Origin of the sequence: Streptomyces curacoi (genome assembly GCF_001513975.1) — a bacterium.
Taxonomy (GTDB): domain Bacteria; phylum Actinomycetota; class Actinomycetes; order Streptomycetales; family Streptomycetaceae; genus Streptomyces; species Streptomyces curacoi.
Genome location: NZ_KQ947985.1, coordinates 544,029 through 568,664, shown reverse-complemented (window position 1 = coordinate 568,664; position 24,636 = coordinate 544,029). Strand labels below are relative to the sequence as shown.

The 24,636-nt window shown below is 70.4% G+C and carries 22 protein-coding genes and 5 pseudogenes; 16 read left to right on the top strand and 11 right to left on the bottom strand.

The features are described 5' to 3' along the window. The first annotated feature begins 244 nt into the window (after positions 1 to 244). The 7 genes and pseudogenes from AQI70_RS39050 to AQI70_RS08075 all read left to right on the top strand — a co-directional run bounded on the left by AQI70_RS39050 (position 245) and on the right by AQI70_RS08075 (position 6,219). Positions 245 to 844, top strand: a complete 600-nt coding sequence (locus AQI70_RS39050; protein ID WP_159042632.1) for a hypothetical protein — start codon at positions 245 to 247, stop codon at positions 842 to 844. A gap of 314 nt (positions 845 to 1,158) precedes the next feature. Then, on the top strand, positions 1,159 to 1,707 hold the full coding sequence (locus AQI70_RS39045; RefSeq protein WP_159042631.1) for a hypothetical protein: 549 nt from the start codon (positions 1,159 to 1,161) through the stop codon (positions 1,705 to 1,707). A gap of 24 nt (positions 1,708 to 1,731) precedes the next feature. Next, a pseudogene (locus AQI70_RS40885) lies at positions 1,732 to 1,857 on the top strand (GNAT family N-acetyltransferase); the annotation flags it as partial. 572 nt (positions 1,858 to 2,429) lie between these two features. Next, on the top strand, positions 2,430 to 2,675 hold the full coding sequence (locus tag AQI70_RS08085; RefSeq protein WP_062145916.1) for a hypothetical protein: 246 nt from the start codon (positions 2,430 to 2,432) through the stop codon (positions 2,673 to 2,675). 186 nt (positions 2,676 to 2,861) lie between these two features. Beyond that, positions 2,862 to 3,158: pseudogene (locus tag AQI70_RS40755) on the top strand (transposase); the annotation flags it as partial. A gap of 21 nt (positions 3,159 to 3,179) precedes the next feature. Next, positions 3,180 to 3,602, top strand: a complete 423-nt coding sequence (locus AQI70_RS08080; protein ID WP_062145914.1) for a cytidine/deoxycytidylate deaminase family protein — start codon at positions 3,180 to 3,182, stop codon at positions 3,600 to 3,602. Between the two features lie 763 nt (positions 3,603 to 4,365). Next, a complete protein-coding gene (locus AQI70_RS08075) occupies positions 4,366 to 6,219 on the top strand; it encodes a PA domain-containing protein (protein WP_159042630.1) in 1,854 nt (617 codons plus the stop codon). Positions 6,220 to 6,354: 135 nt separating this feature from the next. Here AQI70_RS08075 and AQI70_RS36835 read toward each other — a convergent pair. The 8 genes and pseudogenes from AQI70_RS36835 to AQI70_RS08030 form a co-directional block, all read right to left on the bottom strand. Beyond that, positions 6,355 to 7,279 (bottom strand): annotated as a pseudogene (locus AQI70_RS36835) (FAD-binding domain-containing protein). 16 nt (positions 7,280 to 7,295) lie between these two features. Continuing rightward, positions 7,296 to 8,807, bottom strand: coding sequence for an SDR family oxidoreductase (locus AQI70_RS08060; protein WP_062145907.1), 1,512 nt, complete (start codon positions 8,805 to 8,807; stop codon positions 7,296 to 7,298). A 394-nt stretch (positions 8,808 to 9,201) separates the two neighbouring features. Further along, positions 9,202 to 9,777: a hypothetical protein gene (locus AQI70_RS08055; protein ID WP_062145905.1), complete on the bottom strand. Its 576-nt coding sequence runs from the start codon at positions 9,775 to 9,777 to the stop codon at positions 9,202 to 9,204. A 132-nt stretch (positions 9,778 to 9,909) separates the two neighbouring features. Then, positions 9,910 to 10,545 (bottom strand): hypothetical protein, encoded by a 636-nt coding sequence (locus tag AQI70_RS08050; RefSeq protein ID WP_062145904.1) that lies wholly within the window; start codon positions 10,543 to 10,545, stop codon positions 9,910 to 9,912. Next, positions 10,542 to 12,113: an ATP-binding protein gene (locus tag AQI70_RS08045; protein ID WP_079051196.1), complete on the bottom strand. Its 1,572-nt coding sequence runs from the start codon at positions 12,111 to 12,113 to the stop codon at positions 10,542 to 10,544. The genes AQI70_RS08050 and AQI70_RS08045 overlap by 4 nt, the downstream gene beginning before the upstream one ends. After that, positions 12,110 to 12,802, bottom strand: a complete 693-nt coding sequence (locus AQI70_RS08040) for a response regulator transcription factor (protein WP_062146534.1) — start codon at positions 12,800 to 12,802, stop codon at positions 12,110 to 12,112. Before AQI70_RS08040 ends, AQI70_RS08045 begins: the two co-directional genes overlap by 4 nt. A 23-nt stretch (positions 12,803 to 12,825) precedes the next feature. After that, on the bottom strand, positions 12,826 to 14,544 hold the full coding sequence (gene murJ, locus AQI70_RS08035; RefSeq protein ID WP_079051195.1) for a murein biosynthesis integral membrane protein MurJ: 1,719 nt from the start codon (positions 14,542 to 14,544) through the stop codon (positions 12,826 to 12,828). Further along, a complete protein-coding gene (locus AQI70_RS08030; RefSeq protein ID WP_062145900.1) occupies positions 14,541 to 15,782 on the bottom strand; it encodes a lipid II:glycine glycyltransferase FemX in 1,242 nt (413 codons plus the stop codon). The genes murJ and AQI70_RS08030 overlap by 4 nt, the downstream gene beginning before the upstream one ends. 220 nt (positions 15,783 to 16,002) lie before the next feature. Here AQI70_RS08030 and AQI70_RS08025 point away from each other — a divergent pair. The 3 genes and pseudogenes from AQI70_RS08025 to AQI70_RS08015 all read left to right on the top strand — a co-directional run bounded on the left by AQI70_RS08025 (position 16,003) and on the right by AQI70_RS08015 (position 19,022). Then, positions 16,003 to 17,246: pseudogene (locus AQI70_RS08025) on the top strand (L,D-transpeptidase). Positions 17,247 to 17,407: 161 nt separating this feature from the next. Further along, entirely contained in the window at positions 17,408 to 18,631 is a 1,224-nt protein-coding gene (locus tag AQI70_RS08020) for a lipase family protein (protein ID WP_062145898.1), read from the top strand. A gap of 169 nt (positions 18,632 to 18,800) precedes the next feature. Next, complete coding sequence (locus AQI70_RS08015) at positions 18,801 to 19,022, top strand: hypothetical protein (protein WP_062145896.1); 222 nt, start codon at positions 18,801 to 18,803, stop codon at positions 19,020 to 19,022. 329 nt (positions 19,023 to 19,351) lie between these two features. Here AQI70_RS08015 and AQI70_RS08010 read toward each other — a convergent pair whose 3' ends face one another. Together AQI70_RS08010 and AQI70_RS08005 are read right to left on the bottom strand one after the other, a co-directional pair. Further along, positions 19,352 to 19,747 (bottom strand): DUF5994 family protein, encoded by a 396-nt coding sequence (locus AQI70_RS08010; protein WP_062145894.1) that lies wholly within the window; start codon positions 19,745 to 19,747, stop codon positions 19,352 to 19,354. A gap of 166 nt (positions 19,748 to 19,913) precedes the next feature. Continuing rightward, positions 19,914 to 20,198, bottom strand: a complete 285-nt coding sequence (locus tag AQI70_RS08005) for a hypothetical protein (RefSeq protein WP_062145892.1) — start codon at positions 20,196 to 20,198, stop codon at positions 19,914 to 19,916. Positions 20,199 to 20,577: 379 nt separating this feature from the next. On the opposite strand from AQI70_RS08005, the gene AQI70_RS08000 reads away from it, so the two are divergent. The 3 genes and pseudogenes from AQI70_RS08000 to AQI70_RS38395 all read left to right on the top strand — a co-directional run. Beyond that, positions 20,578 to 20,952, top strand: a complete 375-nt coding sequence (locus tag AQI70_RS08000) for an STAS domain-containing protein (protein WP_062145890.1) — start codon at positions 20,578 to 20,580, stop codon at positions 20,950 to 20,952. A gap of 154 nt (positions 20,953 to 21,106) precedes the next feature. Further along, on the top strand, positions 21,107 to 21,934 hold the full coding sequence (locus tag AQI70_RS07995; protein ID WP_063801557.1) for a GAF and ANTAR domain-containing protein: 828 nt from the start codon (positions 21,107 to 21,109) through the stop codon (positions 21,932 to 21,934). Continuing rightward, positions 21,870 to 22,028: pseudogene (locus tag AQI70_RS38395) on the top strand (MerR family transcriptional regulator); the annotation flags it as partial. The gene AQI70_RS07995 and the pseudogene AQI70_RS38395, both read left to right, overlap by 65 nt. A 232-nt stretch (positions 22,029 to 22,260) precedes the next feature. Here the strand turns inward: AQI70_RS38395 and AQI70_RS07990 are convergent. Then, positions 22,261 to 22,782 carry a hypothetical protein gene (locus AQI70_RS07990; RefSeq protein WP_062145888.1) on the bottom strand — a complete coding sequence of 174 codons (522 nt, stop codon included), beginning with the start codon at positions 22,780 to 22,782 and terminating at the stop codon, positions 22,261 to 22,263. A gap of 258 nt (positions 22,783 to 23,040) precedes the next feature. Between AQI70_RS07990 and AQI70_RS07985 the strand changes: the two genes are divergently transcribed. From AQI70_RS07985 to AQI70_RS07975, 3 genes are all read left to right on the top strand, one after another. Beyond that, the gene (locus AQI70_RS07985) at positions 23,041 to 23,460 is read left to right on the top strand and encodes a hypothetical protein (protein WP_062145886.1); all 420 of its coding nucleotides are present in this window, start codon (positions 23,041 to 23,043) and stop codon (positions 23,458 to 23,460) included. 300 nt (positions 23,461 to 23,760) lie between these two features. Further along, on the top strand, positions 23,761 to 24,270 hold the full coding sequence (locus tag AQI70_RS07980; RefSeq protein WP_062145884.1) for a DUF5994 family protein: 510 nt from the start codon (positions 23,761 to 23,763) through the stop codon (positions 24,268 to 24,270). Further along, positions 24,267 to 24,623, top strand: coding sequence for a PRC-barrel domain-containing protein (locus AQI70_RS07975; RefSeq protein WP_062145882.1), 357 nt, complete (start codon positions 24,267 to 24,269; stop codon positions 24,621 to 24,623). The genes AQI70_RS07980 and AQI70_RS07975 overlap by 4 nt, the downstream gene beginning before the upstream one ends. Positions 24,624 to 24,636 lie beyond the last annotated feature (13 nt).

Genomic DNA, 24,636 nt, shown 5'->3' with positions numbered 1-24,636 from the left:
TCAGCCCTGCAGACGAAGCCCGCCGGTCGGTGCGAAGCGCCGCGCGCACGTATGCCTCGGCCACTGATGGTGACCGTGCCCATAGCGTGCCCGTAAGGGCGGACGACCACGGTCAACAGCGGTGTGATCCGACCCGCACGACCGCCCGAGCGAAAGCCGCCTGCGGACGTCAGAGCCATCGGCCCGCCCAAGCGCCATCGCTTCCCAAGCTGAGAGCGCGAGTTCGATTCTCGTCACCCGCTCCATGATGAAGCTCCAGGTCAGTGGCGCCTCAGATCCCGAGACCGTAGGGCCGTCGCGGACAGAGGTGGAGAAGGCCCAGCAGCCCTGGCCGACATCGAGCAGCATCCCTCCAGACGGGGACTACCTCGTCACCACAACATGGCGTGCTCTGCTCGACGCCACCGCCACAGTCGGCCGCGACATCACCCCGTGGCTGGCATCCGTACCCCGACTGGCCCGCCGCGAGATCATGGCACGGCGGTATCCGCTGTCGGCCTACCTGGTTCGCGACAGCGTGCAGACGGGCCAAGGGGCACGACCGAGGTGGAACGGCATCCCGAGTGCTGTCTACTCCCACGGGACAGAAAGCTCGACCCGTACGGCGTTCGGCTATCACATCGGCATGACGATGGCCGAGTGGGCCTGCGGCACACTCATGGGGCTCGGCCCTACGACGCATGCGGAAAGCGCAGCACCGCCCGGAGCTGCTCCGGATTGGGAGAAGACCAGCAGCCTGCCCGACCTGTTCGGGACGCATCCGGCAGATTCCGAAGTCTGGTTGTCCCAGGCGAAGGGAGGCCGCTGGCTACGAACGCCCTCCCGCGTGAAAGGGGCCAAGTAGTTGGACGTAGGTGCCCTGCTCCCCGTGCCGCACCACAAGGTGTTGTGTGGCACGAGCCTCGAAAAACGCCTCTTCATGATGATCGACGTGGCGAGGGTGGACCATGGTGGCGACGATGCCGTAACCGGGACGGACGACCAGGCCCAGGACAGCGGTGAGGTTTTGCTGGAACTCGCGCGTGCCCGCATGATGACGTACTTCACTTTGGCATCGCTGCCGCCGGCCCTGCTGCGAGTCACCCCCGTCGGGAGACCTGAGGCCGGACAGGTCCGCAGCGCTCGGACCCCTTGCGCCTATTGGAACGCGACTCTGCTATGGATGATCTGCGCCGCCGGGTCGGTGAATCCGCCGCTGAGGGAACGATCCGTAACCAGAACGGCCTGGACATGCTGACCAGCAGAATTCCAGGAGCGGACCTCGTCCTCGGGATGTCTCGTCGGCTGTACAGCGCGTGCCGCGAACTCGCTGGATTGGAACGCCGCATCGTGGAAGAAGCTCGCAGGATGCGCCCCGAATACACGCCCTACATAAGCGGATTGCCACTACCGGCTGATGTCCGTTCACTGGAGTCTCCACTTCGTCGGATCGCCGACGATGGAGATCGGCAAGTGAGTGACATGCGATACGCACAGCAAGCGGCCGAGGATCGAAGCCTGGTGCAGCACCTCAGGACTGAGCAGAGGAGCGGCTACCTGGCAGCTGTTCGGCGTGGCTTTGCAGAAGGGGACGAGCGGACGTGGGAGCAGCTCATCGACCTCAGCCCTGAGCCCGCGATCCCCGCCCGGGATGGATACCTGGAGGCGGCAACCACAGGCACGTACCTCGCAGTTGAGGAAACGGCTCTCGATCTGGAAGAGGGGTGAAGCGTCACCGTCCTGCGAAGTGACAACCCGGCCGCCTGTGACGGAAAGGTCCACGCGCTCTACGAGTCGTGGGGATACGAGGACATCGGACACAGCCAGCCGTCGCCGGCCTCGCCCGTCCTCGCAGTGATGATCCGCGCCTGCCACTGACCGGCACCCGCGACAGCCCTCCGATGTCGAGCGAACGTGGCGTGGGGCGGCCCCGGCTGCATACGGCGAAGCCCCCACTGGGTCCGTCACATGAGATACGCGGGTGTGGCGGAGGCTGGCCGTGAGGCTGTGGCGCCTGGCGATCGGATGCCGGCAGACATCGCCCCGCTCGCTGGCGCCGCGTCCTCGGGCAGGGACGCCGGGCCACTGCTCGCCGAGCAGTCTGCGTGGATCGCCGCCAAGCAGCAGCGGCGCATCGTGACATGAACCAGGGCTGATATGTGCTCAAACACCGAGAAAGATGCGGATCCCAAGCGCTCGCGCTAGGTTCCAGGCAATCTCAGGTGCGGATTCCGACGTACCTGTCCGCGCCCTGGGCGGCCCGGCCTCGTGCTGGGGTGCCAGGAAGAACAGACGCCTGCAGGAGAAGTGGCCGGCACCACTCCCTGTTGGGCCCTGTTGGCCTCTCCGAGGCCGCCCCTTTTGCAGGACCCGCAGTACCCAACGTGGGGGCCGAAGCCCCCGAGCTGAATTCTTGTGCCGGCGGGAAGCCAGTTCGACCATGCCCAGAAATGGTCGAACTGATCCCGCCGGGAGAGGTTCGACCGCTCATCAGAGAGGCCAGAGCCTTGAGTGACAGCTTGATCATCGCCCTGCTGACGATCTCCAGCGTGGTTACCGTGACGCTGTTCGTCGTCAAAGGCGCCCTCGACCAGCTACCCGAAGTCGTGAGCTCGTGGCGGCGGGCTGTCCAGGCGATGCGCGGTGGTACCCCGCACAGTCAGGGCGAGGACGAGACTTCGAACCACGACGGCTGAATAGGCTCAGCAGGCCACCAGCAGCAGACATAGCTACTGCGACTGATTCCCTCGGCTGGCCAACCAGCCGAGGGTCTTCTTAGGCCCCTCGAAGAACCGACCGCAATTCGATGTCGCCGCCTGGGACGCGCTCGCCCCGGATCCCGGCCGTGACCCGGACGCCACCTACCGTGACCTGCAACCACAGTCCGCATTGCGATCGTGTGCGACAACTACTCCCCGCACCTGACTACCAAGCGGTGCCGCCGGGTGGCGGACTGACCGAGGCCGACAACGTCGAGATCGCCTACGCCCCGAACACCTCTCCTGGCTCAACCGCATCGAGGCCCAGTTCACCGCCCTGCGCTACTTCGCCCTTGACGGCACCGACCACCCCGCCCCCAAGGCCCAGGCAGCATGATCCGCCGCTACATCATCTGGCGGAACAAGCACACCGCCGATATTCGGTTGCACACGATCGTCACTCGCGCCAACGTCGCCTGACACCGCACGAAGGCAGAGAAGATGACCACACACCCCTACCCCGCCGACCACGAACTCATCCAGGCCGCAGCCCACGTCGCGCGCACTCGATGCCGCGGCGACAACCACACCATGGCCGCCGCGGCCCGTGCCCGGGACGGACGGATCGTCACCGCGGTGAACGCCTACCACTTCACGGGAGGCCCGTGCGCCGAGTTGGTCCTCATCGGTGCGGCGGCTGCCCAGGGCGCTTACGAGCTGGACACGATCGTCGCCGTCGGCGACCGCGACCGCGGGGTCGTTCCCCCATGCGGCCGCTGCCGCCAAGTCCTTCTCGACTACTTCCCAGCCCTGAAGGTCATCGTCGGCGCAGACGACCGTCTCCGGACCGTCTCCATCACCGACCTGCTCCCCGAAAGCTACATTTGGGCCGACCACCAACTCGACGCTGAACAAACCACGTAGCACGGCGGTGGCGGACGCCGGAGTCGTTGTCAGTGCAGCTGGCGTGGTCAGGGCCCATGAGGGCTTTTGTGGGTGTCGCTCACGCAAGCTGTCGTCGATACGCACAATGAAGCCAGTGGTCTTGCCCGCCGAGTCAGCCGGATCCGCCATGTCGGCCACCGCCGAGATCCTCTCGTACAGCGTCCTGCCCCGAGCACCGCGGGCCGGATCCTCGGAATGTGCGACGGTGCGGAACACATCGAGAATCCGGACCAGATTGTGGCCCGAGACGAGCACCTCCTGCATTCCGCCGACGCTCTTGGTAATGCGGCCCTGAGGCAGGTTCGGATCGTCGACGGCGGTCTCCGCGATGCGCTTGAGAAGTGAGCGCAGGACTCTCAGCAGGTACCGATACCTGAGGGGATACCGCAACCCTGACGCCCTCCTCGTCTACGACTCGGTGGAGCAGAACACGCGAGGAGACCGTTGGTCAGTGTCTGTGCCTGTGGCGGTGCCTGTGTCGATGGTGAGACGAGCCTCCCGCTCGCCACCGTCCGCTAAGGGTCTGCAGAACCCCCGGGCCCACCAGACCACCGGCATCCCACCGCTGACGCTCCCTCCGAGCCAGCGGCGAATACGATCACGTCGACGCGGTGGCACAACCCTTCCCTCACAGGACTCGCACAGACTAAGTTGCCCTGGCTGCCCCCCGCGCCCCTTCACTCTCATACCAAGGAGAGCCATGGGAAGAGCCGTGGGCAGAGCAAGGATCCGCGTACGTGCCGTGAGTTGTCTCGCGGTGGCGGGTCTCGTCGCCGGTGCTTTCGCCGGTGTCGCCCGAGCACATGACGGTGTCTCCGCCGACGACGGCGGTATCGACAACGCCGGGGCCACACACGATCACCACAGCCACCAGCACGGTGGTGACGAGGGCCACCTCCCCGCCGGCAGCGAGAACGTCCGCCTCGTCAGCAAACTGGGCCTGAAGAACGTCGAACCGGAGAAGATCGCCGACGTCGGCGTCTTCAAGGGGTACGCCTACCTCGCCGCCTGGGGCGGCGCGACCTGCAAGTACAACGGCGTGCACGTCGTGGACATCCGCAAGCCCGCCGCGCCGAAGGAGGTCGCCTTCATCCAGGCGAAGGAGGGCAGCGCACCGGGTGAGGGCATCCAGACCCTGCACATCGACACCCCGTACTTCAACGGCGACGTGCTGGTCAGCAACAACGAGAAGTGCAAGGACGCCGCCGGCTTCGGCGGCATGAACATCTACGACGTCAGCAACCCGGCGCACCCCACCCCGCTCGCGGAGGGCTTGGGCGACAAGACGGTCATGGGCCAGGGCAAGAAGGACGCCAACGACATCCACAGCGTCTACGCCTGGGACGCGGGCAGCAAGGCGTACGCCGTCATCGTCGACAACGAGGAGGGGCCGGACGTCGACATCGTCGACATCACCAACCCGAAGAAGGCGAAGGTCATCGCGGAGTACGACCTCGACGAGGCGTTCCCGCAGATCGTCCAGGACGCCCCGGCCAACCTCACCGAGATCTTCCTGCACGACATGGTCGTCAAGGAGATCGGCGGCCGGCAGATCATGCTCGCCTCCTACTGGGACGGCGGCTACGTCACCCTCGACGTGACCGACCCGACCAAAGCGACCTACCTCGGCGACACCGACTTCGCCGCGCTCGACCCCGAGGCACTGGACAGCGGGCTGGAGGTCGCGCCCGAAGGCAACGCCCATCAGGCGGAGTTCACCCTCGACAACAAGTACGTCATCGGCGCCGACGAGGACTTCGGGCCGTACGCGCTCACCGCCCGCAACCTCACCGACGGCACCGAGCTGACGGCGAGCCAGGGCAGCAACACCACGCGCCTGGAGGAGGGCCAGAGCATCACCGGCGACTCCGTCTTCGCCGGCCAGGCCTGCCCCGGCGACCCGGCTGTGCCTGCCGGTGACCCGAACGCCGTGGACGTCGCCGTCGTCGAACGGGGCGTGTGCACGTTCAGTGAGAAGGTCGCGAGCGTCGTCGCGGCCGGCGGCTACGACGCGGTGCTGGTCTTCAACCGCACCGGCACGGACGCCTGCGACCAGACGCTCGGCATGAGCGTCGAGGGCGACATCCCCACCTTCGGCGTCGCACCGCGCGGCCAGGGCTTCGCCATCTTCGGGCAGCCCTATGACGACGCGGCCTGCCTGGCGGGAACGGGCCCGGCGCAGCTGCCGGTGGCGCTCGGTACCAAGGGCGACCGGCTGACCTTCTCGTCGTACTTCGACGGCTGGGGCTACGCGCACCTCTACCGCAACGAGAACGGCAAGCTCACCGAGCTGGACACCTACGCCGTTCCCGAGGCGCACGACCCCGCCCACGCGTCGGGCTCCGGCGACCTCTCCATCCATGAGGTGGCCGTCTCCGAGCAGCGGGCCGACCTGCTCTACTTCTCGTACTACACGGCCGGTCTGCGCGTCGCGAAGATCGTCGACGACGAGATCGTCGAGGTGGGCCACTACATCGACGAGAGCGGCAACAACTTCTGGGGCGCCCAGGTCTTCGAGTCGGGCGGCAAGGAGTACGTCGCCGCCTCGGACCGCGACCACGGGCTCTACATCTTCGAGTACACAGGAGGAATGTGAGCACCGGGCGCGGTCCGGAACGGGACCACTGACCACGCGGGGCCGCGCCGACGCGCGCGCGGCCCCGCATGTCACGCTGTGAACGCCTCGGTACTGTGCGCTCGCGAAGCTCCGGCGGGCTGGACCTTGGGTGTTCTACCCGCGTGCCGTATGTGACCCGGCGGGCCCCCGCCCCTCCCTGAACCGGGCGGTGGCCGTCGCGAGGTCCACGATGGGGGCCGGGTAGTCCAGGTCCGCGCGGGCGGCGGCGGCGAGGTGCGGGGCGCGGTGGATCATCGGGGCGTCGAGGTTTCGGAGTTCGGGGAGCCACTGGTTGTTCGCGATGTCGCGGTCGACGAGGAGGTCCAGGAAGTGACGGGCTCCCACCCGCCAGTCCACATGCAGCGTCTTGGTGAGGAAGCTCGCCGCGAGCAGGCGGGCCCGGCCCGGCATCCAGCCCTCATGGCTCAGCTGGCGCAGGGCCGCGTCGACGACGGGGTAGCCGGTGCGGCCCTCCTGCCGGGCTTCGGTCTCCTCCGGGGCGTGGCGCCAGTGGTCGCGCCGGGGGCGGTAGTCGTACGTGGCCGCGTCGGGGCGGGCCGCCAGGACCTGGTGGTGGAAGTCCCGCCAGGCGAGTTGGCGTACGAAGGCATGCGCTCCGGGGTTGTCCTGGGCGCGGGCCCGGTGCAGCAGTTCGGTCGGTGACAGGCAGCCGAAGTGCGTCGGTCGCCGGCCAGCTCCGTGCGCAGCCGGTCCTCGCGCCGTACCGCGTAGCGGCTGGTCCCGCCCGCGATGTGCACCACCGCGGCCCCGGTCTGCGCCGCGACCCGGCAGTCTCCTCGACCACGTCGCCGACGCGCACCACCAGCCGGCCGCCCCGGGCCCGCAGGGCCGAGTCCAGGTCGGCCAGGCTGTCGGCGAGGAACGCCGCCCGGTTGGGTACGACGAAGCCGGTGCGGCGCATGCCGGTGTCGACGACGAAGAGCGGAACCACATATTCCGAGCCCTTCAGGGCGGCCACCAGGACCGGGTTGTCGTGCACCCGCAGGTCCGCGGTGAACAGGGCGACCGAGACGCGCACGATTCCTTGGCCCCCTTCAGTGCGCACGGGCTGGTTCCTCGGCGGCCGACTCGGCCGCGGCGGCGATGTTGCGGGTCATGCCGCCGAAGACCGCGGCGTGGAAGGGCGCCACGCCCCACCAGTACGCGTGTCCGGCCAGTCCGTGCGGATGGAAAAGTGCCCGCTGCCGGTACACCGTGCGGCCCTGTGTGTCCCGGGCCACGGCCATCTCCAGCCAGGCCAGTCCCGGCAGCCGCATCTCCGCGCGCAGCCTGAGCAGCCGGCCCGGCTCGATCTCCTCCACGCGCCAGAAGTCCAGGCTGTCGCCGACCCGCAGCCGGGTGGCGTCCCTGCGGCCCCTGCGCAGGCCCACACCGCCGACCAGCGTGTCCAGCCACCCTCTCAGGGACCAGGCGAGCGGTGAGGAGTACCAGCCGTGTTCGCCGCCGATCGCCTCGACCACCCGCCACAGCGCCTGCGGCGAGGCCGCGACCGTGCGCTCCCGGTGATCGGTGTAGAGGCTTCCGCCCGCCCAGTCGGGGTCGGTCGGCAGCGGGTCGCTGGGGGCGCGGGGAGCCGACGCCGAGGACCATCTGGTGGCCACGTCCGCGTCCTGCACGCGCCTGAGAGCCAGCCGGATCGCCCGGTCGAGGGTGAGGGGTCCCTCCGGCGGGCCCGGCACGTATCGGTCGATGTCCCGCTCGGTGCAGATCACCTCGTGCTTCAGCGACTCGACCAGCGGGCGGGCGAGGGCACCCGGCACCGGGGTGACCAGGCCGACCCAGAGGCTGGACAACCGGGGGGTGAGCAGCGGCACGGGGAGGATGACGCGCCTGGGCAGGCCGGCGACGGCGGCGTACCGCCGCATCATGTCCTGGTACGTGAGAATGTCCGGCCCGCCGACGTCGAAGGCGCGGTTCACGTCGTACGGCAGCCGCGCGCACCCCACGAGCAGGCTGAGCACGTCGCGGACGGCGATCGGCTGGATACGGGTGCGCACCCAGCTCGGAGTCACCATGACGGGGAGCCGCTCGGTCAGATACCGCAGCATCTCGAACGAGGCCGACCCCGAACCGATGATCACGGCTGCCCGCAGTACGGCGGTCGGCACCCCTGAGGCCAGGAGGATGCGGCCCACTTCGGTGCGGGACCGCAGGTGGGGCGACAGCTCGTGCTCGGACACTCCGGAAGGGGTCAGCCCGCCGAGGTAGACGATCCGCCGGACCCCGGCGGCGCGCGCCTGCTCGGCGAAGATCCTGGCCGCACGCCGGTCCCTCTCCTCGAAATCCCGCCCCGTGCCCAGCGCGTGCACCAGGTAGTACGCGACGTCCATTCCCTCCATCGCCGCGCGCACGGACACCTCGTCCGTCACGTCCCCGCGCACGGTCTCCGCCCGCCCGGCCCACGGATGGTCCCGCAGCTTGCCGGGCGAGCGGGCCAGGCAGCGCACGGAATGCCCGGCGGCCAGCAGCTCCGGCACCAGCCTGCCGCCCAGGTAACCGGTGGCGCCGGTGACCAGACAGCGCAGCGGCCTGTCCTCGTCGGTCATAGCGGCCTGCCCTCGTCGGTCATGTCGACCGCACGCGCGCCGGTCGCGTGCGCCTGGTCCGGCGACGGTCGGCGGACCGAACCGCAAGAAACGTCATGGCTCTCATGTCTCCCCGGGACGTGCCCTCCCACGGGCTCTGTCGCTGTTCACCTGAGCCCATGCTTGGAGGCGGGGAGAATTACCGCAACCTGACCCATTCCGGCCGGGGCGGACAGCGACGTCGGCCACCCGGCTTGTTCCCCGGCTCGTTCCCGAGCGCCGGTCCCAGCCGAACTCCCGCACCAGGAGCTGCCGTACGGCTGAACGGTCCGCGCCTGCGCGTGGCTGATCGCCGCAGCATCGCAGCGCACGGCTCGAACGAGGCCTGACGCCCCGCACCCCCGGGACTGCTCAGTCAGCGACCCGAGAGCCAGTCCACCAAGTCGTAGACGGCACGGCAGTAGGGGTCGTGGACGTTCTTCCGCATACGTTCCAACTCCCCCAGCAGCAGAAGGACCGGCAGGGCGGCGTGCACTGCCGTCACACCGGCGACGACGGTGCCTTCTTCGTCCCGAAGGGGAAGGTCGACACCGAATGGCGGAGCGCCCTCTGACGCGGGGGTGTCCAGATAGAGACGGCATGTCGCCTGATCGAGGAGCAAGAACCCGCACAGGCGCAGTTCCGCGGGCTCGTCCGGCTCCGGGGGGACGGAGAACGCTGCCGCCGCGGCATGCAGTGCATCCGCCACCTGGAACCGCGGCTGGGCGACGAAGGCGTGGACAGTGGCGGAAGCGTCAATCACCGGGATACCGAAGACGTCACGTGGAGCCTCCTCGACCTCGCGTCCGGAGCAGGCGGCCAATGCGCCGCGCAGGGCGGCCGCAAGGTCCCCCGAGGGGATGTTTCCGCCGTGCCGATCCGTGAGCGGCACGTCGAACGCGACCGAGCTGTCCAGTTGCTGCCCCGTCCCACAGGACCACGCGACCGACACCGCGTCGGTCCGGGGAAGTCACCACCCCACGGACGAGCCGGACTTCCCGCCCGAGCGAGAACGCCGTGACACGACTCAGCATCTCGTGTGCCAACTGCGCCTGCAGGCCGGAAAGGCCCCTCTCATCCCACATCATCGAGTGCTCGGCCCTGGTTCCGCGGGCGCCTCCCCGCTGTTGCGGGGAGCGAGTCCGCAAGTGCCGGTCCTCGATGTTCCGTCCTGGTCCGTCAGTTCCACGACGACCTGGCCGTCGGTGTTGTGGCTGTAGGCGATCGTGCAGGTCAGCTGGTGTAGAGCAGTGCTGTTCAGGTCCTGCAGGGCAAGGGGGAGGCGGGTTGTTACCTTGCCGTTCGAGGGGGGCTCGACCTCGACGGTTCCGCCGGGGCGGGTGGCGGGGAGGGAGGTGCTGAGGCCGGCGGCTCGGTCTTCCTCCCGGGGGCCGGCGAGCAACGCCAGGACGGCCTTCTCCGTGGGGACCGGTCCGGCCGTGTCGGTGCTGTTCTGGTCTGCGGAGCCCGGCTCGACGTATTCGTCGCCGAACCCGGCCGAGGGCTCGGTCGTCCGGATCACGGGGCTCAGTCCTCCGTCGGGGGAACGGAAGAAGAGCAGCATGTCGTGGTCGCGGTTGAGGAAGGCCTGGAAGGAGGCGGGACCGCCCGCCTCGATGACGTCGGTCTCCTGGATGCCGCAGGCACCGAGCAGCGGTGCGGCCGCCGTGACGGCGGCGGCAACGGCCCTCGCACGTCTGCGCGTCCGCGTGCGCCTCATCCCCGGGCCCCCTCCGCGTGCAGCGGTATCTCGACGGTGAAGACGGCACCGCCGCCGGGCGGGTTCCCCGCGCGGATCGTTCCGCCGTGCAGCTTTACGTTCTCCAGGGTGATCGCCAGTCCCAGGCCGCTGCCCGCCGAGCGGGTACGGGCCGCGTCGGCCTTGTAGAAGCGGTCGAAGATGTGCGGGAGCGATTCGGGGCGGATGCCGGGGCCGCTGTCCATCACCTCGGTGATCAGCACGGGCGGGGACGGGGAGCGTGTCTCGGTGCGCAGGCTCACCGTGACGGGCGCGCTGCCGTGCCGCAGGGCGTTGCCCACGAGGTTGGCGATCACGATGTCGAAGCGGCGGGGGTCGAGCCGGGCGCGGATGCCGTCGGGGAGTTCGGTGCGGATCCGGTCGTCGCTCCAGTGCCGGTTGTGGAGGGTTTTGCGGATGGCCTCGGCGACGTCGACCTCGTCGGTGTTCAGTTCGGCCGCGCGGGCGTCGAAGCGGGAGATCTCCATCAGGTCCTCGACGAGTACGGCGAGCTTTCCGGTCTCCGCGCTGACCAGCCGGACCGCCCGGGCGGTGTCGGCGTCCAGGTGGTCCGCGTCCTCGTCGAGGACCTCGGTGACGGCGAGCATGCCGGCGAGGGGGGTGCGCAGTTCGTGCGAGACGTCGGAGGCGAAGCGGCGGGCACGCTCCTCGGCCTCGCGCAGTTCCCGTACCGAGCACTCCAGTTGGGCCGCGGACTCGTTGAAGGTGCGTGCCAGGTCCGCCAGTTCGTCGCTGCCGCGCACCGGAATCCGGGTGTCGAGTCTGCCGCTGCCCATGCTCCGGGCCGCTCGGCGCAGTTCCCGCACCGGGCGCAGCACGCTGCGCGCGGCGATCAGGCCGGGGATCAGCGCGACGGCGAGGCCGGGCAGGGCGCCGTCCCGGGCGGCCATGAGGAGGGCGTCGACGTTGACCTGTTCGTCGGTCATCCGCATGACGGCGTAGAGGACGAGTCCGCTGGGCAGCACGCTGTCCGGGCTCGCCTTGAAGACCATGGGCATGGCGATGGTCAGGTAGGGAACGCCGTCCTTGACGACCCGCTCGAAGCTGCCGTGCGGGTTGGCCCGCGCCGCGCGGCGCAGTTCGGGTGTGATGACGGTGGAGACGGGGTTCTCGCCCGAGGAGGCGCGGATCGAGCCGTACTCGGCGAACACCACCCAGGGGTGCGGCTTGCCCTTGCGGGCGATGTCCCGCAGGACTGCCTCCAGGTCCTCCCCGCCCTGCAGGGGCAGCCCGAAGGCCGTCTGCTGGACCTGGTCGCGGAACGACGTGACCGCCGTGTCCTGGGCGGTCTGCAGCATCGCGTTACGGGCCTCACGGTAGGTCAGCGCGGCCGTCGTGCCGGCACTGACGGCGGCGACCAGGAGGAATGCGAGCAGCAGACGGGTGCGCAGCCCGAACGCCCTGATCCGTGACCGGCCGGGGCCGCGGTCGGGGCCGGAGCCGGTGGCGGGATCGGGGCCGCGGTCGGGGCTGAAGCCGGTGGCGGAGCCGGAACCTGGACCGGAACCTGCGCCGGAGCCGGTGGTCACAGCGGCCCGAAGCGGTAGCCGAAGCCCCGCAGTGTCTGGACGTAACGAGGGCTGCCGGCCTCGTCCTCGATCTTGCCGCGCAGGCGGCGGACGCACGCGTCGACCAGGCGGGCGTCGGCGTGGTAGCTGTGGTCCCAGACGTGCTCCAGCAGTTGCTGCCTGCTGAACACCTGCTCGGGGGCGGCGGAGAGGTGCAGCAGGAGCTTGAGCTCCGAGGGGGCGAGCGCGAGCGGCCGGCCGGTTTTGCTGACGGTCAGGGCGACCCGGTCGATGGTGAGTTCGCCGTAGACCTCGATGGCCGGGCGGCCCTGGCGGCCCGGGCCGCTGTCGTCCAGGCGGCGCAGTACGGCACGGATGCGGGCCTCGATCACCTCGGTGCGGGCGGGCTTGACGATGTAGTCGTCGGCACCGGCTTCCAGGCCGACGACCACGTCGAAGTCGTCGCCGCGCGCGGTGAGCATGATGATCGGCAGCTGGCTGTGCTCGCGGACCCGCCGGCAGACCTGGACGCCGTTCATTCCGGGCAGCATCAGGTCCAGCAGCAGCAGATCGGGGCGGAACTCGGCCAGCGCGGCGAGGCCGGCCTCGCCGGTCGCGGCCGCCCGTACCTCGTGGCCGCGGCGGCGCAGACCGAGTCCGACCCCCTCGCGTACGGAAGGGTCGTCCTCGATGAGGAGTACGCGGGGCATCGGCGGTTCTCCCTCGGTGATGGTCAGGTCGGTCGGGTCCGGGTCCATCGCCGGCGTACGCCCGAGAGCAGCGCGTCGAGTTCGGCGAGTCGCAGCGGACGGGCGAGCAGGGCGAAGGTGAGGACGACCGCGGCTGCTCCGGCAACCGTGGAGACCACCGCCCCCGCCGGTGCGGTTCCCAGCGCCGCGAGGTGGCCCAGCGCGGTGGCGGGGACGGCGGCGAGCACCAGCCGCGCGTGCGTGCCGACGGTGGTCGAGCGCAGGGGGCGTGCGACGGCGAGCCGACGGCTCAGCACCCGGCCGGTCACCGCCCAGCCCGCGCACAGCGCCAGCGAGTACGCCGCCGCCATGCCCGTCACGGCCCAGCGCGCCGGCAGCAGGTGGGCGGCGGCCAGGGACAGTCCCGCGTTGAGGGCGACGATCACGAGGTTGAGCAGGAACGGCGTACGGGTGTCGGAGAGCGCGTAGAAGGCGCGGGACAGGACGTACTGGCCGGACAGGGCGATCAGTCCCGGCGCGAAGGCCATCAGGATCCCGGCCATGGCGGCCGTGTCGGCGGCGCTGGTCCTGCCGTACCCGAAGACGAGGGCCATCACCGGCTGGGCGAGCGCGAACAGCGCGCAGGCGGCGGGTACGACGGCGCAGGCGCTGACGCGCAGGGCGTGGGAGACGTCGCGCCGCACGGCGGCGGTGTCCCCGTCGGCCGCGGCGGCGCTCATCCGGGGCAGCAGCGCGGTCACCACGGAGACCGTGATGATGCCGTGCGGTACGACCCACAGGGCATAGGCGTTGTTGTACGCGCCGTATCCGGGACCGCCGTCGAGGCCCGCGGTGGTGGCCAGCCGGGTGGTGACCCAGTAGGCGCCCTGGTTGGCGAGGACCAGCAGCACCAGCCAGCCGGCCGAGCGCAGGGGGCGGGTCAGTCCGCTGCCGCGCCAGTCGAAGCGGGGGCGCCAGCGGAAGCGGGCCGCGCGCAGGGCGGGGAGGAGGGCCAGTGCCTGGGCGGCGATGCCGGCGGTCGTGCCCCAGCCGAGTACGGCGGTCTCGGTCGCGGTGAGCGTGCCCCCGCCGGCCCCACCGGCCCCACCGGCCATGGCCAGGGCCAGGTACAGGCCGAAGACCGTCATGACGACGACGTTGTTCAGGACCGGCGCCCACATCATCGCGCCGAACCGGCCGCGGGCGTTGAGTACCTGCCCGAGCAGCGTGAAGAGCCCGAGGAAGAAGATCTGGGGCAGGCAGTAGCGGGCGAACGCGGTGGTCATGGCCGCCTGCCCGCCGGTGTAGTCGGTGTACGTGTCGACGATCGCGGGCGCCGCCCATACCGCGGTCGCGGTGATCGCCAGCAGGGCGACGACGCAGACGGTGACGAGCCGGTCGGTGTACGCGGCGCCGCCGTCCTCGTGCTCCTTGGCGGCCTTGACCAGCTCGGGTACGAAGACGGCGTTCAGCGCGCCGCCGAGGAGCAGCATGTAGACGATGGTGGGCAGGGCGTTGCCGACCGCGTAGCCGTCGGCGGTCGGCCCGATGGTGCCGATCGCCGCCGCGACGACGGCGGACCGGGCGAAACCGGTGGCGCGGGCGACGATGGATCCGGCGGCCATGACGGCGCTGCCGCGCGCCGCGGAGCCCACCTTCGGAGCCCGGGGCACCGTCGTTTCCGCAGTCTCCGCAGTCTCCGCAGTCTCCGCAGTCTCCGCAGTCTCCGTACTGGTCGACGTGGTCGGCGTCGGCTGCCTCATCGGCGGTTCAGGTACGCCTGGAAGGCGCGGTAGAGCGTGTGGTTGGCGCTGCCGGCCAAAGGCCTCTCCCATTCCCCCAACGTCTCGACGACCTGTCCCCCGGTGCCGAGCTTCCACCGCAGCAGTCCGTACGCACGTTCCCCAGGATCGAGAGTGGAGGGTACCCCGCGCATGTCGTAGACGTCGGCGCCCAGGGCGTGGGCGTCCTGCAGCATCCGCCACTGCAGGGCGTTGGAGGGGCGGACCTCGCGGCGGTGGTCGGCCGAGGCGCCGGTCTGGTACCAGGCCCGACGGCCCACCGTGATCATCGTGTGGGCGGCCAGGATCTCTCCCCGGTGACGGGCGAGGTACAGCTTCATCCGGCCCGGTTCCTCGGCGTTGAGCGCCGCGTACTGACGCTCGTAGTAGGCGAGCGAGCGGCCGAGCCGGAAGCCGTCGCGTCGTTCGGTGATGCCGAGCAGCCGGTAGAACTCGGGGAGTTCGGCCGCGCTGCCCACGACCACCTCCACGCCCTCCTTCTGGGCCCGGCGGACATTGCGGCGCCACTCCTGGTTGAGCCCGGACCACAGGTCCTCGGTGGTGCGGCCGGCGAGCGGCACGTGGAAGACGTGCCGGGGCTGGGCGTCCCCGTCCCCACCGGCCCCGCTGCCGCCGGCTCCCCTGCCGCCGGTCCCGCCCCCTCCGGTCCCGTCACCCCCGCAGCGGCGCCAGCCGCGGGCCCGCAGCCGCTCGGCCACGGCGGTGCCGAGCGGGTCGACCTCACTGGCGAGGACGTCGCCCAGGCGTCGGCCCGGGCCGGTGAGCGGCTTGAGCAGGGCGGCGTCCCAGCGCCGGTAGGCGGGCGACGGGCCGATGCGCACGGCGAAGGCGCCCGCGCGGCGCAGGTGTTCCAGCAGCGGGCCGAGCCAGCGGTCGATGTCGGGGGCGGTCCAGTCGGCGACGGGCCCTTCGGGGAGGTAGGCGAAGTACTTGCGGGTGCCGGGGAACTGACGCATCAGCACCAGCGCCACGCCGGTCAGTGCGCCCGCCTCCGGATCCGGCCCCCAGCCGAGCAGTTGGGCACGCCAGCCCTCCTTGACGTCGGCCCAGGACGGGCACTGGAGGAAACCGGCACCGAGCGCGGCGCCGTCGGGGGACGCGAGGAAGGCGCGGTAGGTCTCCGCGGTGATGGTTCGCAGGGCCACGTCCCGGTTCCGTGCTTGGCACACGCGGCCGGGCGGCACGAGCAGCGCTGACACAGTCTGAGCCTCTCCTTCTCCCCGGACCTGTCGCGGGGACGCACAGAAGGCTCACAGCGGCCCATGACCGCTCCGCGCGGCGAATGTGACCGGACGATGACCGTTCCTCACCAGTCGCCGTCACATAGCCGCATAGCGGCTGACCTCGGGTTTTCCGCCTCTACAGTCACGACATCGCCGACTCGTCCCGCCCTCGTCCCTCGCCTTCCCGGAGGTCCTGTTGCCCCGCACCCGCGTACTCGCCCCTGCCCGCGTCCGGGCCGCCGTCCGGGCCGCCGTCGTGGCCGCCCTGCTGGCACCGCTCGCCGCCTGCTCGTCGAGCGCCTCCACCGGCGCCCCGGACACCGCGAGGTGAAGCCGAGCGCCGACGACCGCCCTGTCACGGTCACCGTCACGCCCAAGGGCCAACGGGTCCCGGCGGGCGAGCCCGTGCGGGTCACGGCCTCCGGCGGCAGACTCATCTCGGTGACCGTCACCGACGCCGAGGGCCATCGGCTCGCCGGCAAGGTCGCCGCCGACGGCCGGTCGTGGGTCTCCGACCGCAAGGCCGTCCCCGGCACGGCGTACACGGTGAAGGCGGCGACCGGACCCGAGGGCGGAACCGCCAAGACCACCAAGACGACCAAGACGACCAAGACCACCACATCCGCCTTCACCACGGCTCCGGCGGACAAGGTCAACAAGGTCGACTGGCGGCCGGGCACCGGCACCACCGTCGGCGTCGCCCAGCCGATCTCCCTGGTCTTCGACCACCCCGTCAAGAACCGCGCGGAAGTCGAGAAGCAGCTCAAGGTCACCACCTCGAACGGCACCGAGGGCTCCTGGGGCTGGATCCGCGACTGGTCGGGCCGGGACCGGGTGGACTGGCGGCCCAAGGCGTACTGGAAGCCCGGAACCAAGGTCACGCTGAACGCCGAGCTGAACGGCACCGACTCGGGCGCGGCCGGCGGCTGGTTCGTACGCGACTACACGACCACCTTCACCATCGGCGCCGAGCAGATCGTCAAGGTCGACCTCGACAGCCACCGACTCACCCTCGTACGCGACGGCGAGACGGTCCGGCGCATACCGGTCTCCGGCGGCACGCCCGGCGGTGACAAGCGCTCCTGGCGCGGAACCGCCGTGCTCATGGCCAAGGAGGGCACGATCAACATGAACTCCGAGACGGTGGGCCTCGCCGACGCCTACAACAAGATGGTCGACTACTCGATGCGGCTGACCTGGTCGGGCATGTACGCCCACGCCGCCCCGTGGAACGCCCGCTACTTCGGCAACTCGAACCAGAGTTCCGGGTGCATAGGGATGAGCGACGCGAACGCGGCCTGGTTCTACGGGCAGGTGCGGCCGGGCGACCCGTTCGAGATCACCGGCAAGGACACCAAGGGCGTGGTCGCCCCCGGGAACGGCTTCGGCGCGTGGAACCTCTCGTGGACCGAGTGGCAGCAGAAGAGCGCGCTGCGCTGAGAAGGGGGTCACCTCGCCCTCGGCCCGCCCCCTCCCCCGCTGCCGAGGGCCTCCGGCATCCCCCCGGCATCCCCTAGGGGGCCCCGAGGGGGTTATCCCCCTTCGCAGCCCGGGGGGTCGCTCCATGGCCCGGCGGAGCGCCCGACGGACATGATCCATCCATGACTTTACGGCGAACAGGAATCCGGATTCTGGCTGGTGCGGCGGTCCTCGGCAGTGTGTCCGCCCTGCCGGCCCCGGTCTCGGCGGCGGCCGGCTCCCCCAGCGAGCGGCGGGCCCAAGGCGGGGCCGTCGTCTCCGTCGAGCAAGCGGCCGACCTCACAGCGGAGGAAGTGGCCGGGGAACTCCGGGGAAAGATCGACTCGTCCCAAGTCCGTTACGGCGTGACCGCCTATCGGGTCACCTACCGCACCACTGACAGCGCGGGCGCCCCCACGACCGCGAGCCAGCTCGTCGTCCTGCCCAAGAACGGGGCCCGCCACCTGTCCACCGTCTCCTGGCTGCACGGCACCACCGTCTACCGGGGGGACGTCGCCACGGAGAATCCGAGGTCGAACGACCGGCTCGTCGCCCTGCTGTTCGCCTCGACCGGGCGGGCCGTTTCGGCGCCCGACTACGTGGGCCTCGGCTCGGGCGAGGGCTTCCACCCCTACGGTGACCCTCGGGCCACCGTCGCGGCGTCGGTGGACGGCCTGCGCGCGGCCCGGACCTTCGCCCACCGCACCGGCCGGGAGCTGAAGCGGAAGGTTCAGGTCAGCGGGTTCTCGCAGGGCGGCCCCGCGACCATGCTGGTGGGCCGGGCGCTTGAGCAGAAGGGCGCCGACCGCTACTTCAGGCTGGGGGCGCTCGCCCCGGTCAGCGGCCCCTACAACCTCTCGGCCTTCGAGGCCGCCGCGGCCGACGACAAGATCGCCAAAGCCAGCATCTACCTCGCCTACTTCGCCATCGCCTGGAACAGGATGTACGGCCTTTACACAGCCCCCGGCGACGCCTTCCGCTCCCCCTACGACAGCAAGGTGGAGGGTCTCTTCGACGGCCACCACACCGTCGGGCAGATCGTCAGCGAAATCCCCATGGCCTCCAGGGACCTGTTCACCGAGGACTTCCTGAACAAGATCCGCAAGCCGGACGGCGTCCTGAAGGAGAAGCTGCGCCCGATGGACAACACGTGCGACTGGCGGCCGAACGTACCGGTGGAGATCTTCCACGGCCGGGGCGACAAGGACATCGACTTCAGTCACTCGGCGTACTGTGCCGACCAGTTGGCGAGGAACGGCGCCGCGCCTCGGCTGACCGACGTCGGCGACTACGACCACAACGCATCGGTACGGCAAGCCCTGCCCCGGATCATCAGGTTCTTCGACGAGTCGGCGAAGACCGGCTGAAGCGCGCCACCGGCAACGGCTGGTCGAGCGGAGGGCGCACCCGGCCGTGCCGTTCGTCGCCTGCGAGGGCTCCGGACCATGATCAGTGGGTTTTCGATCCGGTCTTGCCGCGGTCGGCCGGATTCGGTCCCGACAGTGGCCCAGTTTTCGTAGGCGCATACTGGAGGCAATGACAAAGCCTGCTGCACCGAAGCGCCATTTGCCGACCAGCCCCTTCAAGGCCCCGGCCACACCGATCCGCAAGCACTTCGCCATGGGCGACCAGGTCACCCATGACATGTACGGCCTCGGCCGGGTGATCGGCCTCGAAAACGGAATCGCCGTGCTCGTCGATTTCGGCTCGACGCAAGTGCGGGTCCTGAGCCCGTACGCCAAGATGACCAAGCTGTAGGACCGCTGTGCCCGGTCACGGCACGCCAGGTCCCTTCAGGGACCTGTAACGAAAGGCAGACCTCTCATCCATCTGACATCGCTGTTCTCCGCTCCGGAAGGGCAGTCCCGCTCTTCCACTGCGGCATTGCCGCCTCCGACGACCAACCCCTTCCAGGCCCCGGACTTCGGGGAGGACGAGACCTCGCTGTCCGAGGACGGACAGGAGCCCGCCTCGGACAGGCGGCGCTGACGATCTCCTGACCGACCGCGATCAGGCCACGCCCCAGCCGTTCGCCCAGCCGGCGTTCCAGTCGGCGTTCCGGTCGGACTCCTGATGCCGTGGCTTCCTCACACGCAGCGGTCCATCAGCTGCCCGGCCTCCGACTCCGCCGCGTCGGGGGGCACCACCAGCAGGTCCCACCGGCCGAGACCCGGCGCCAGCAGGCAGACGGTGTCCTCGGCCTGTGTGACGTTCGTCCGGCGCAGACGTACGACCTGGTTGGCGATGAGCAGCCGACCGGGAGAGGCCGTCCACCTGCCGCCGTTCACGACGATGCTGGTGATCTGTCCCCAGGCTGGTGGCAATCCGCCGAGCAGGCTGGGGAGTTCCGTGATCAGGTCGTACGAGCGGGGCCACCAGGCGCCGTCGATGCGCCGGGCCTGCCGGACGTGAGGTGTCTGGGCCGCGAGCCGCAGGCGGGCATCGGTCGGGGAGGGACCCGAGGGTGGCGGGGCGAGTGTCATGAGAGCTCCTGACCGGTCCGTCGGACGGGACGGGTGCCGTCCGACGGGATGCCACGCGAAGGGCTGGTGGGACTGGGGGACACGGAGTCTCCCGGGCCTCGGCGTGAAGAGTGCGGCCGGGGGCAGGGGCTGCGCCTCTTCGGGGTGAGCGCCCGATTGTGGACCGTCAGCCGGTCTCGCCCCGGTGAGTGCGGTCGACGGGCGGCCTGCTGGTGTCGAGCCAGGAGCGGAGCGGGCCGGCGGCATGCGCGGCGTTGAGCGTCAGGTGCAGTCGCGTCCCGGTCCCCGAGGGGCCCACGGGATAGCTGCGCTGCTCGTCGCCGGCGAACATCAGCCGGAGCGCGTCCGCGACGCGCCGGGCTGCTTCGGCGTCGTCGGAGACGATGCGCACCTCCACCCTGCCCCCCACCCCCTCGGAGCGGTCCGGAAGGTGCGTGGTTTCGGATGTCATGGGACAGCCCCTGCCCCGGACCGGAACGGTCCGTGTCGGTGCGCGACGAGGACGAGACTGGTTCGGTCACCGGTGTGCGGGATGCCCTCGACACCTCCACCGTACTCCCCATCGACAAGGGAAATGGCGCCTGGCGAAGGGGGACGGCACCGGTCACGTATCGGCCGTTTCCGCGCGTGAGGCGTCACGAACGGTCACCGGCGGTCAAATAGCACTGCTCCGACGTGAGCTACGCCGGTCGGCACCGCCCGGCCGGTGCCGCGCAGTACGCTCAGCGTGCGGTCGCCCGTGACCCCGGCCCTCTCCGTGCAGTCCCTTCCGCGCAACAGAGGCCCTGCGCACCAGCGAGCATCACCAGCGACAGAGGGAGCTGGGCCGTGTGTGCCCGCACTCCGATCTTCCGGACCCGCCCGAGCTGTACGACGAGTGCCGCGTGGTCCGCCCCCGCGGCGAACTGGACCTGACGACCGCTCCGGCCTTCGCCCGCACCCTGGCCGAAGCCCGCGCGGGCGCCGGGCGGCTCTTCCTCATAGTCGATCTGAGCGACGTGACGTTCATGGACTGCAGCGCCCTGGACGCGCTGTGCGCGGCCTGGGCGGACTGTCGTGCCCGGCACGGCTGGGTGCGGGTGGTGCGCGGCCCGGCCAGCGCCTGGATGGTGCTGGGCGCGAGCGGACTCCTGGGCCGCTTTCCCCGGTACGCCACCGCCCAGGACGCCTGGCACGGGACACGTTCCCGGCCCGGGTCGGAGTGAGGGGAGCCGGAAGCCACGGCGTAGTGCTCGGCGAGGGTCCACGGGCGGCCCGCCCGTGCGTGCCGGCGACGGCCGCAACACCGCACAGCGCGTCCAGGGCGCTTCGACCCGGAGATCAGGACACGGCCGGTGATCAGCGTCCAGCTGGAAAGGGGTGATCGGCTTGGCTCGCGAACGACGCCTTGCGGAAGTCTTCGTGGAGGTGGCTGACTCCCTCATCGACGACTTCGACGTCATCGACCTGCTCCAGCGGCTGTCGGCCCGATGCGTGGAACTGCTCGGTATCGCCGCCGCGGGAATCGTCCTCGCGGACGCGCGCGGCGAACTGCGGACCATCGCCGCCTCCGACGAGCACGCCCGCCTCCTGGAGCTCTTCGCCCTCCAGCACGACGAGGGCCCCTGTGTCGAGTGCTGTCGCTCGGGCGCGGCCCGTTCCAACATCGACCTGACCGGCTCGCTGGCGGCCGCGGCCTGGCCCCGCTTCACCCCGCAGGCCCGCGCCACGGGCTACGTCACCACGCACGCCGTACCGCTGCGGCTGCGCCACCGGGTCGTGGGCGCGCTGAACCTCTTCCAGACCGCCCCGCGCCGGCTCGGTGACGACGGCATCGCCCTCGCCCGGGCCCTCGCCGACGTGGCCACTATCACCATTCTCCAGCAGCGCACCCTGGAGCAGGCGCACGTGGAGAAGAGCCAGGTGGAGCATGCGCTCACCGCCCGCGTGCTCATCGAGCAGGTCAAGGGCGTGCTGGCCGAGCGGTGGAACTGCGGTGTGGACGCGGCCTTCGCCGCGTTCCGCTCGTACGCGCGCGCCCATCACCTGCGGCTGGCGGAGTTCGCCGCCCGGATCATCGACGGCTCCTTCGACACCGTGACCATCCCGGCGCCCGCTGCGTCGGCCGAGGATCAGCACCGACGTGGACCGGCGCGTGGCGGTCGAGGACATGGTGGAGAGCGTGGTGATCGGCACCGTACTCGGTGAGGCGGTGTTCAGCGCCCTGCGCAGACTGGCCCATGTCGACGCCTCGGCACGGCTGTACGGCACGGACGGGCGGCGGGAGCGGGGGACGAACTGAGCCGAGCCGCCGCCTCCGTTGTCGCGGACGGTGACCTCCGGGGCCTGGCCGTCGTGGGTGAGTCCGAGCCGCTGCCGCATCCCGGGTGGGAAACCACCGGCACGCCGGTTCGCGGCCGACCCCAGGCCCGCCATCTCCAGCACCTCGTCCGCCCGCCGACGCGGCAGACCCGCTCCCCGGTCCAGGCCCGGCATCAGCCGCATCGTCGTCGACACACCGCTGCCGTTCTCCTCTAGGACTGTCTGGTCGCCCTGGCCGTCCCGGCTGTCAGCACACGTTCCGAGTGCACGCCCTCACTCCTCAGGTCATCGAGGTAAGAGGGGACGTTGATGCTGCACTCGCCGCATGACGGGGGCAGCTGCGTTTCGGGATTGACAAGAACAGCCCTCCAGCGCGCCCTGCTCGGGGGGTTCTCGACGGTCCACGTGACCTTCCACCGGCCGTCCTGGAGGATGTCCGCCCTGGGAGAGACCCGCCACTCGTGGGACCTGCCGGCCGGAGGCACCGCTTCGGCAACCGACTGCGATTCCTCGGCAATGACGTGAATCACCATGCCCTCCGTGGCACGGGTCACCGTTCCCGAAAACTCATAGGTCTTGCTCGACGGGGTGGAGCCAGGCTGCTCGGTCCACGAGTCAAGACTGATCTTGGGAGGGCCTTCCGGAGGGCCGGGATCGGTCCCTGCGAGGGTGAACAGTCCCGTGATCAGCGCGGCAAGCAGCCCACCGACCGCCCCTATCAGTGCGGTCGCCATGGATGTCGCCTCCAGGCGCTGCCGCGGCCGGACAGGTCCAGGCGTGGGAGAGTTCGAAGGTTCGCGGTTCGGTGTTCCAGAGGATGTGCTGCTGGGCGCGTCTGTCGTTCCGGTTGCCATACGAACTCCACGTGCTCTGTGGTTTCAAGCACAGTTGGAGCCATCGACTGCAAGGTGGTGGTGAAGTCGCCTACGCCGCCTACCATTCGACGAACACCTACCGGAAGTCGGTGAGGAGCAGTGTGGCGCGGTACCCGAATGCGACTGGCCGTGCTCTGCGCGGTACTGCTCACCGCGTGCGGTGGTGGGGACGGCGCTGAGGTGAAGCCCCCCGACCTGGCGGACCAGGACCGCTTCCTACACGACTACGTGGAGCTCCTCAACGAGTCGGACGAGAGCGGCCTGGCCCGCCTTCTCGACGCCCACCCTCAGGGCGACAAGGACGCCCGCGCCCGGACCGAGGCGTACGGCGGACAGGACTGGGACGTCCGATGGAGCCGCACCTCGGAGTTCGAGGGGGTATGGCGAGTCGACATGGTCGGCACCGCGCGTACCGAGGACAGACCCGTCCGCGTCACCGAGACGGTCACCTGGGAGAACGGGACCTGGGTGATGGCCCCGCTGCCCGGTGTCGTACCGACGCCGTCGAACGCGGCAGGGACCGAACCACCCGGCTGACCGCCCTCGCCGCCGCGGTCTACGGAATGCGTTGCAGGGAGCGGATGGAGGAGTTCGTGATCACAGCGCCTCCTCTGTTCCAGAAACACACGCCGATAAGTCGGGTCGATACAGGCGTGATCGACGAGTCGGTGAGCGCTCACTCGCGGCGTGCCGCGCACGGTTCCCGTACCCGGTGCGTCCGGCCGCCGGACAGCCGCAGGAGTAGCGTGGAACGAGAAGACCAGGAGATCTTCCCGGCCTCCCCGCCGCGCCCGTACCCCGGAGCCGCCGGCGGGACCGCACAGGCAGGTGAGAACAGTGCCCGGTACCGATCCCCCGCCCGCGACGGGACTGCTCCCGGACGGCGCCCACGAGTCCCTGCGCCCCGGGACGGCCCTCCTGCGGATGGAGACGACGCATGACCGCCGGGGCGTCCTGGACGGGGCGTGGTGGCCGCGTTCCCGTGACATCGCCGCCGAGCTGCCCGGCCTGATCGGCGCGCTGACCGAACACCTCGGGCCGGTCTCCCGGGTCGGCCTGGACTCCGCCGCCTGGGACGGACTGCCGACGCGGCTGGTCGTCGACGGGCGGGTCGTGCACATCGACGCGTCGTCCGTGGGCGACGACACCGTCCTGGTCACCCGAGGCGATCAGGACCTCTTCTCCCTGCTCGTCGTACCGCCTGACACACCCCCCGCCGCGGCGCGGGCGGCGATGGCCCAGGCGGTGCGTGCCGACAACGTCAAAGGAGCCCGGCGGATACTCGTCGACACCGGTGCCGAGCCCCTCTCCACCGCCTCCGGCGGCGGAGACACGGAGCGGGCATGATCCGCGCGGCCGATGTCCGGGAGTGGCGCGAACACGACGTGGTCGACCCCAAGGGGCGGAAGATCGGCACCCTCGAAGCGGTCTACGTGGACACGGCCACGGACGAACCGACCATGGCCACGGTCCGTACGGGGCTGCCCACCCGTCAGCGTCTGGTCTTCGTACCGCTCGACGAGGCGGTCCTGGGCCCCGGGTACGTCAGGGTCACCCATGCCAAGGGGACGGTGCGCAAGGCACCGTCGATCGGGACCGACGACGTACTGCCCGCCGAGCAGGAGGAGACGATCTTCCGCTACTACGACATGGCGTACCGGCCGGGTGAGCATGGTGAACGCCAACTCGCCCGGCGCTGACCGCGCCAGGAGG

Coding starts and splice junctions, on each gene's coding strand:
- AQI70_RS39050 (WP_159042632.1), top strand. CDS start 245: ATGATGAAGCTCCAGGTCAGTGGCGCCTCAGATCCCGAGACCGTAGGG.
- AQI70_RS39045 (WP_159042631.1), top strand. CDS start 1,159: ATGGATGATCTGCGCCGCCGGGTCGGTGAATCCGCCGCTGAGGGAACG.
- AQI70_RS08085 (WP_062145916.1), top strand. CDS start 2,430: ATGGTCGAACTGATCCCGCCGGGAGAGGTTCGACCGCTCATCAGAGAG.
- AQI70_RS08080 (WP_062145914.1), top strand. CDS start 3,180: ATGACCACACACCCCTACCCCGCCGACCACGAACTCATCCAGGCCGCA.
- AQI70_RS08060 (WP_062145907.1), bottom strand. CDS start 8,807: ATGACCGACGAGGACAGGCCGCTGCGCTGTCTGGTCACCGGCGCCACC.
- AQI70_RS08050 (WP_062145904.1), bottom strand. CDS start 10,545: ATGAGGCGCACGCGGACGCGCAGACGTGCGAGGGCCGTTGCCGCCGCC.
- AQI70_RS08040 (WP_062146534.1), bottom strand. CDS start 12,802: ATGCCCCGCGTACTCCTCATCGAGGACGACCCTTCCGTACGCGAGGGG.
- murJ (WP_079051195.1), bottom strand. CDS start 14,544: ATGAGGCAGCCGACGCCGACCACGTCGACCAGTACGGAGACTGCGGAG.
- AQI70_RS08020 (WP_062145898.1), top strand. CDS start 17,408: ATGACTTTACGGCGAACAGGAATCCGGATTCTGGCTGGTGCGGCGGTC.
- AQI70_RS08015 (WP_062145896.1), top strand. CDS start 18,801: ATGACAAAGCCTGCTGCACCGAAGCGCCATTTGCCGACCAGCCCCTTC.
- AQI70_RS08010 (WP_062145894.1), bottom strand. CDS start 19,747: ATGACACTCGCCCCGCCACCCTCGGGTCCCTCCCCGACCGATGCCCGC.
- AQI70_RS08005 (WP_062145892.1), bottom strand. CDS start 20,198: ATGACATCCGAAACCACGCACCTTCCGGACCGCTCCGAGGGGGTGGGG.
- AQI70_RS07990 (WP_062145888.1), bottom strand. CDS start 22,782: ATGGCGACCGCACTGATAGGGGCGGTCGGTGGGCTGCTTGCCGCGCTG.
- AQI70_RS07985 (WP_062145886.1), top strand. CDS start 23,041: ATGCGACTGGCCGTGCTCTGCGCGGTACTGCTCACCGCGTGCGGTGGT.
- AQI70_RS07975 (WP_062145882.1), top strand. CDS start 24,267: ATGATCCGCGCGGCCGATGTCCGGGAGTGGCGCGAACACGACGTGGTC.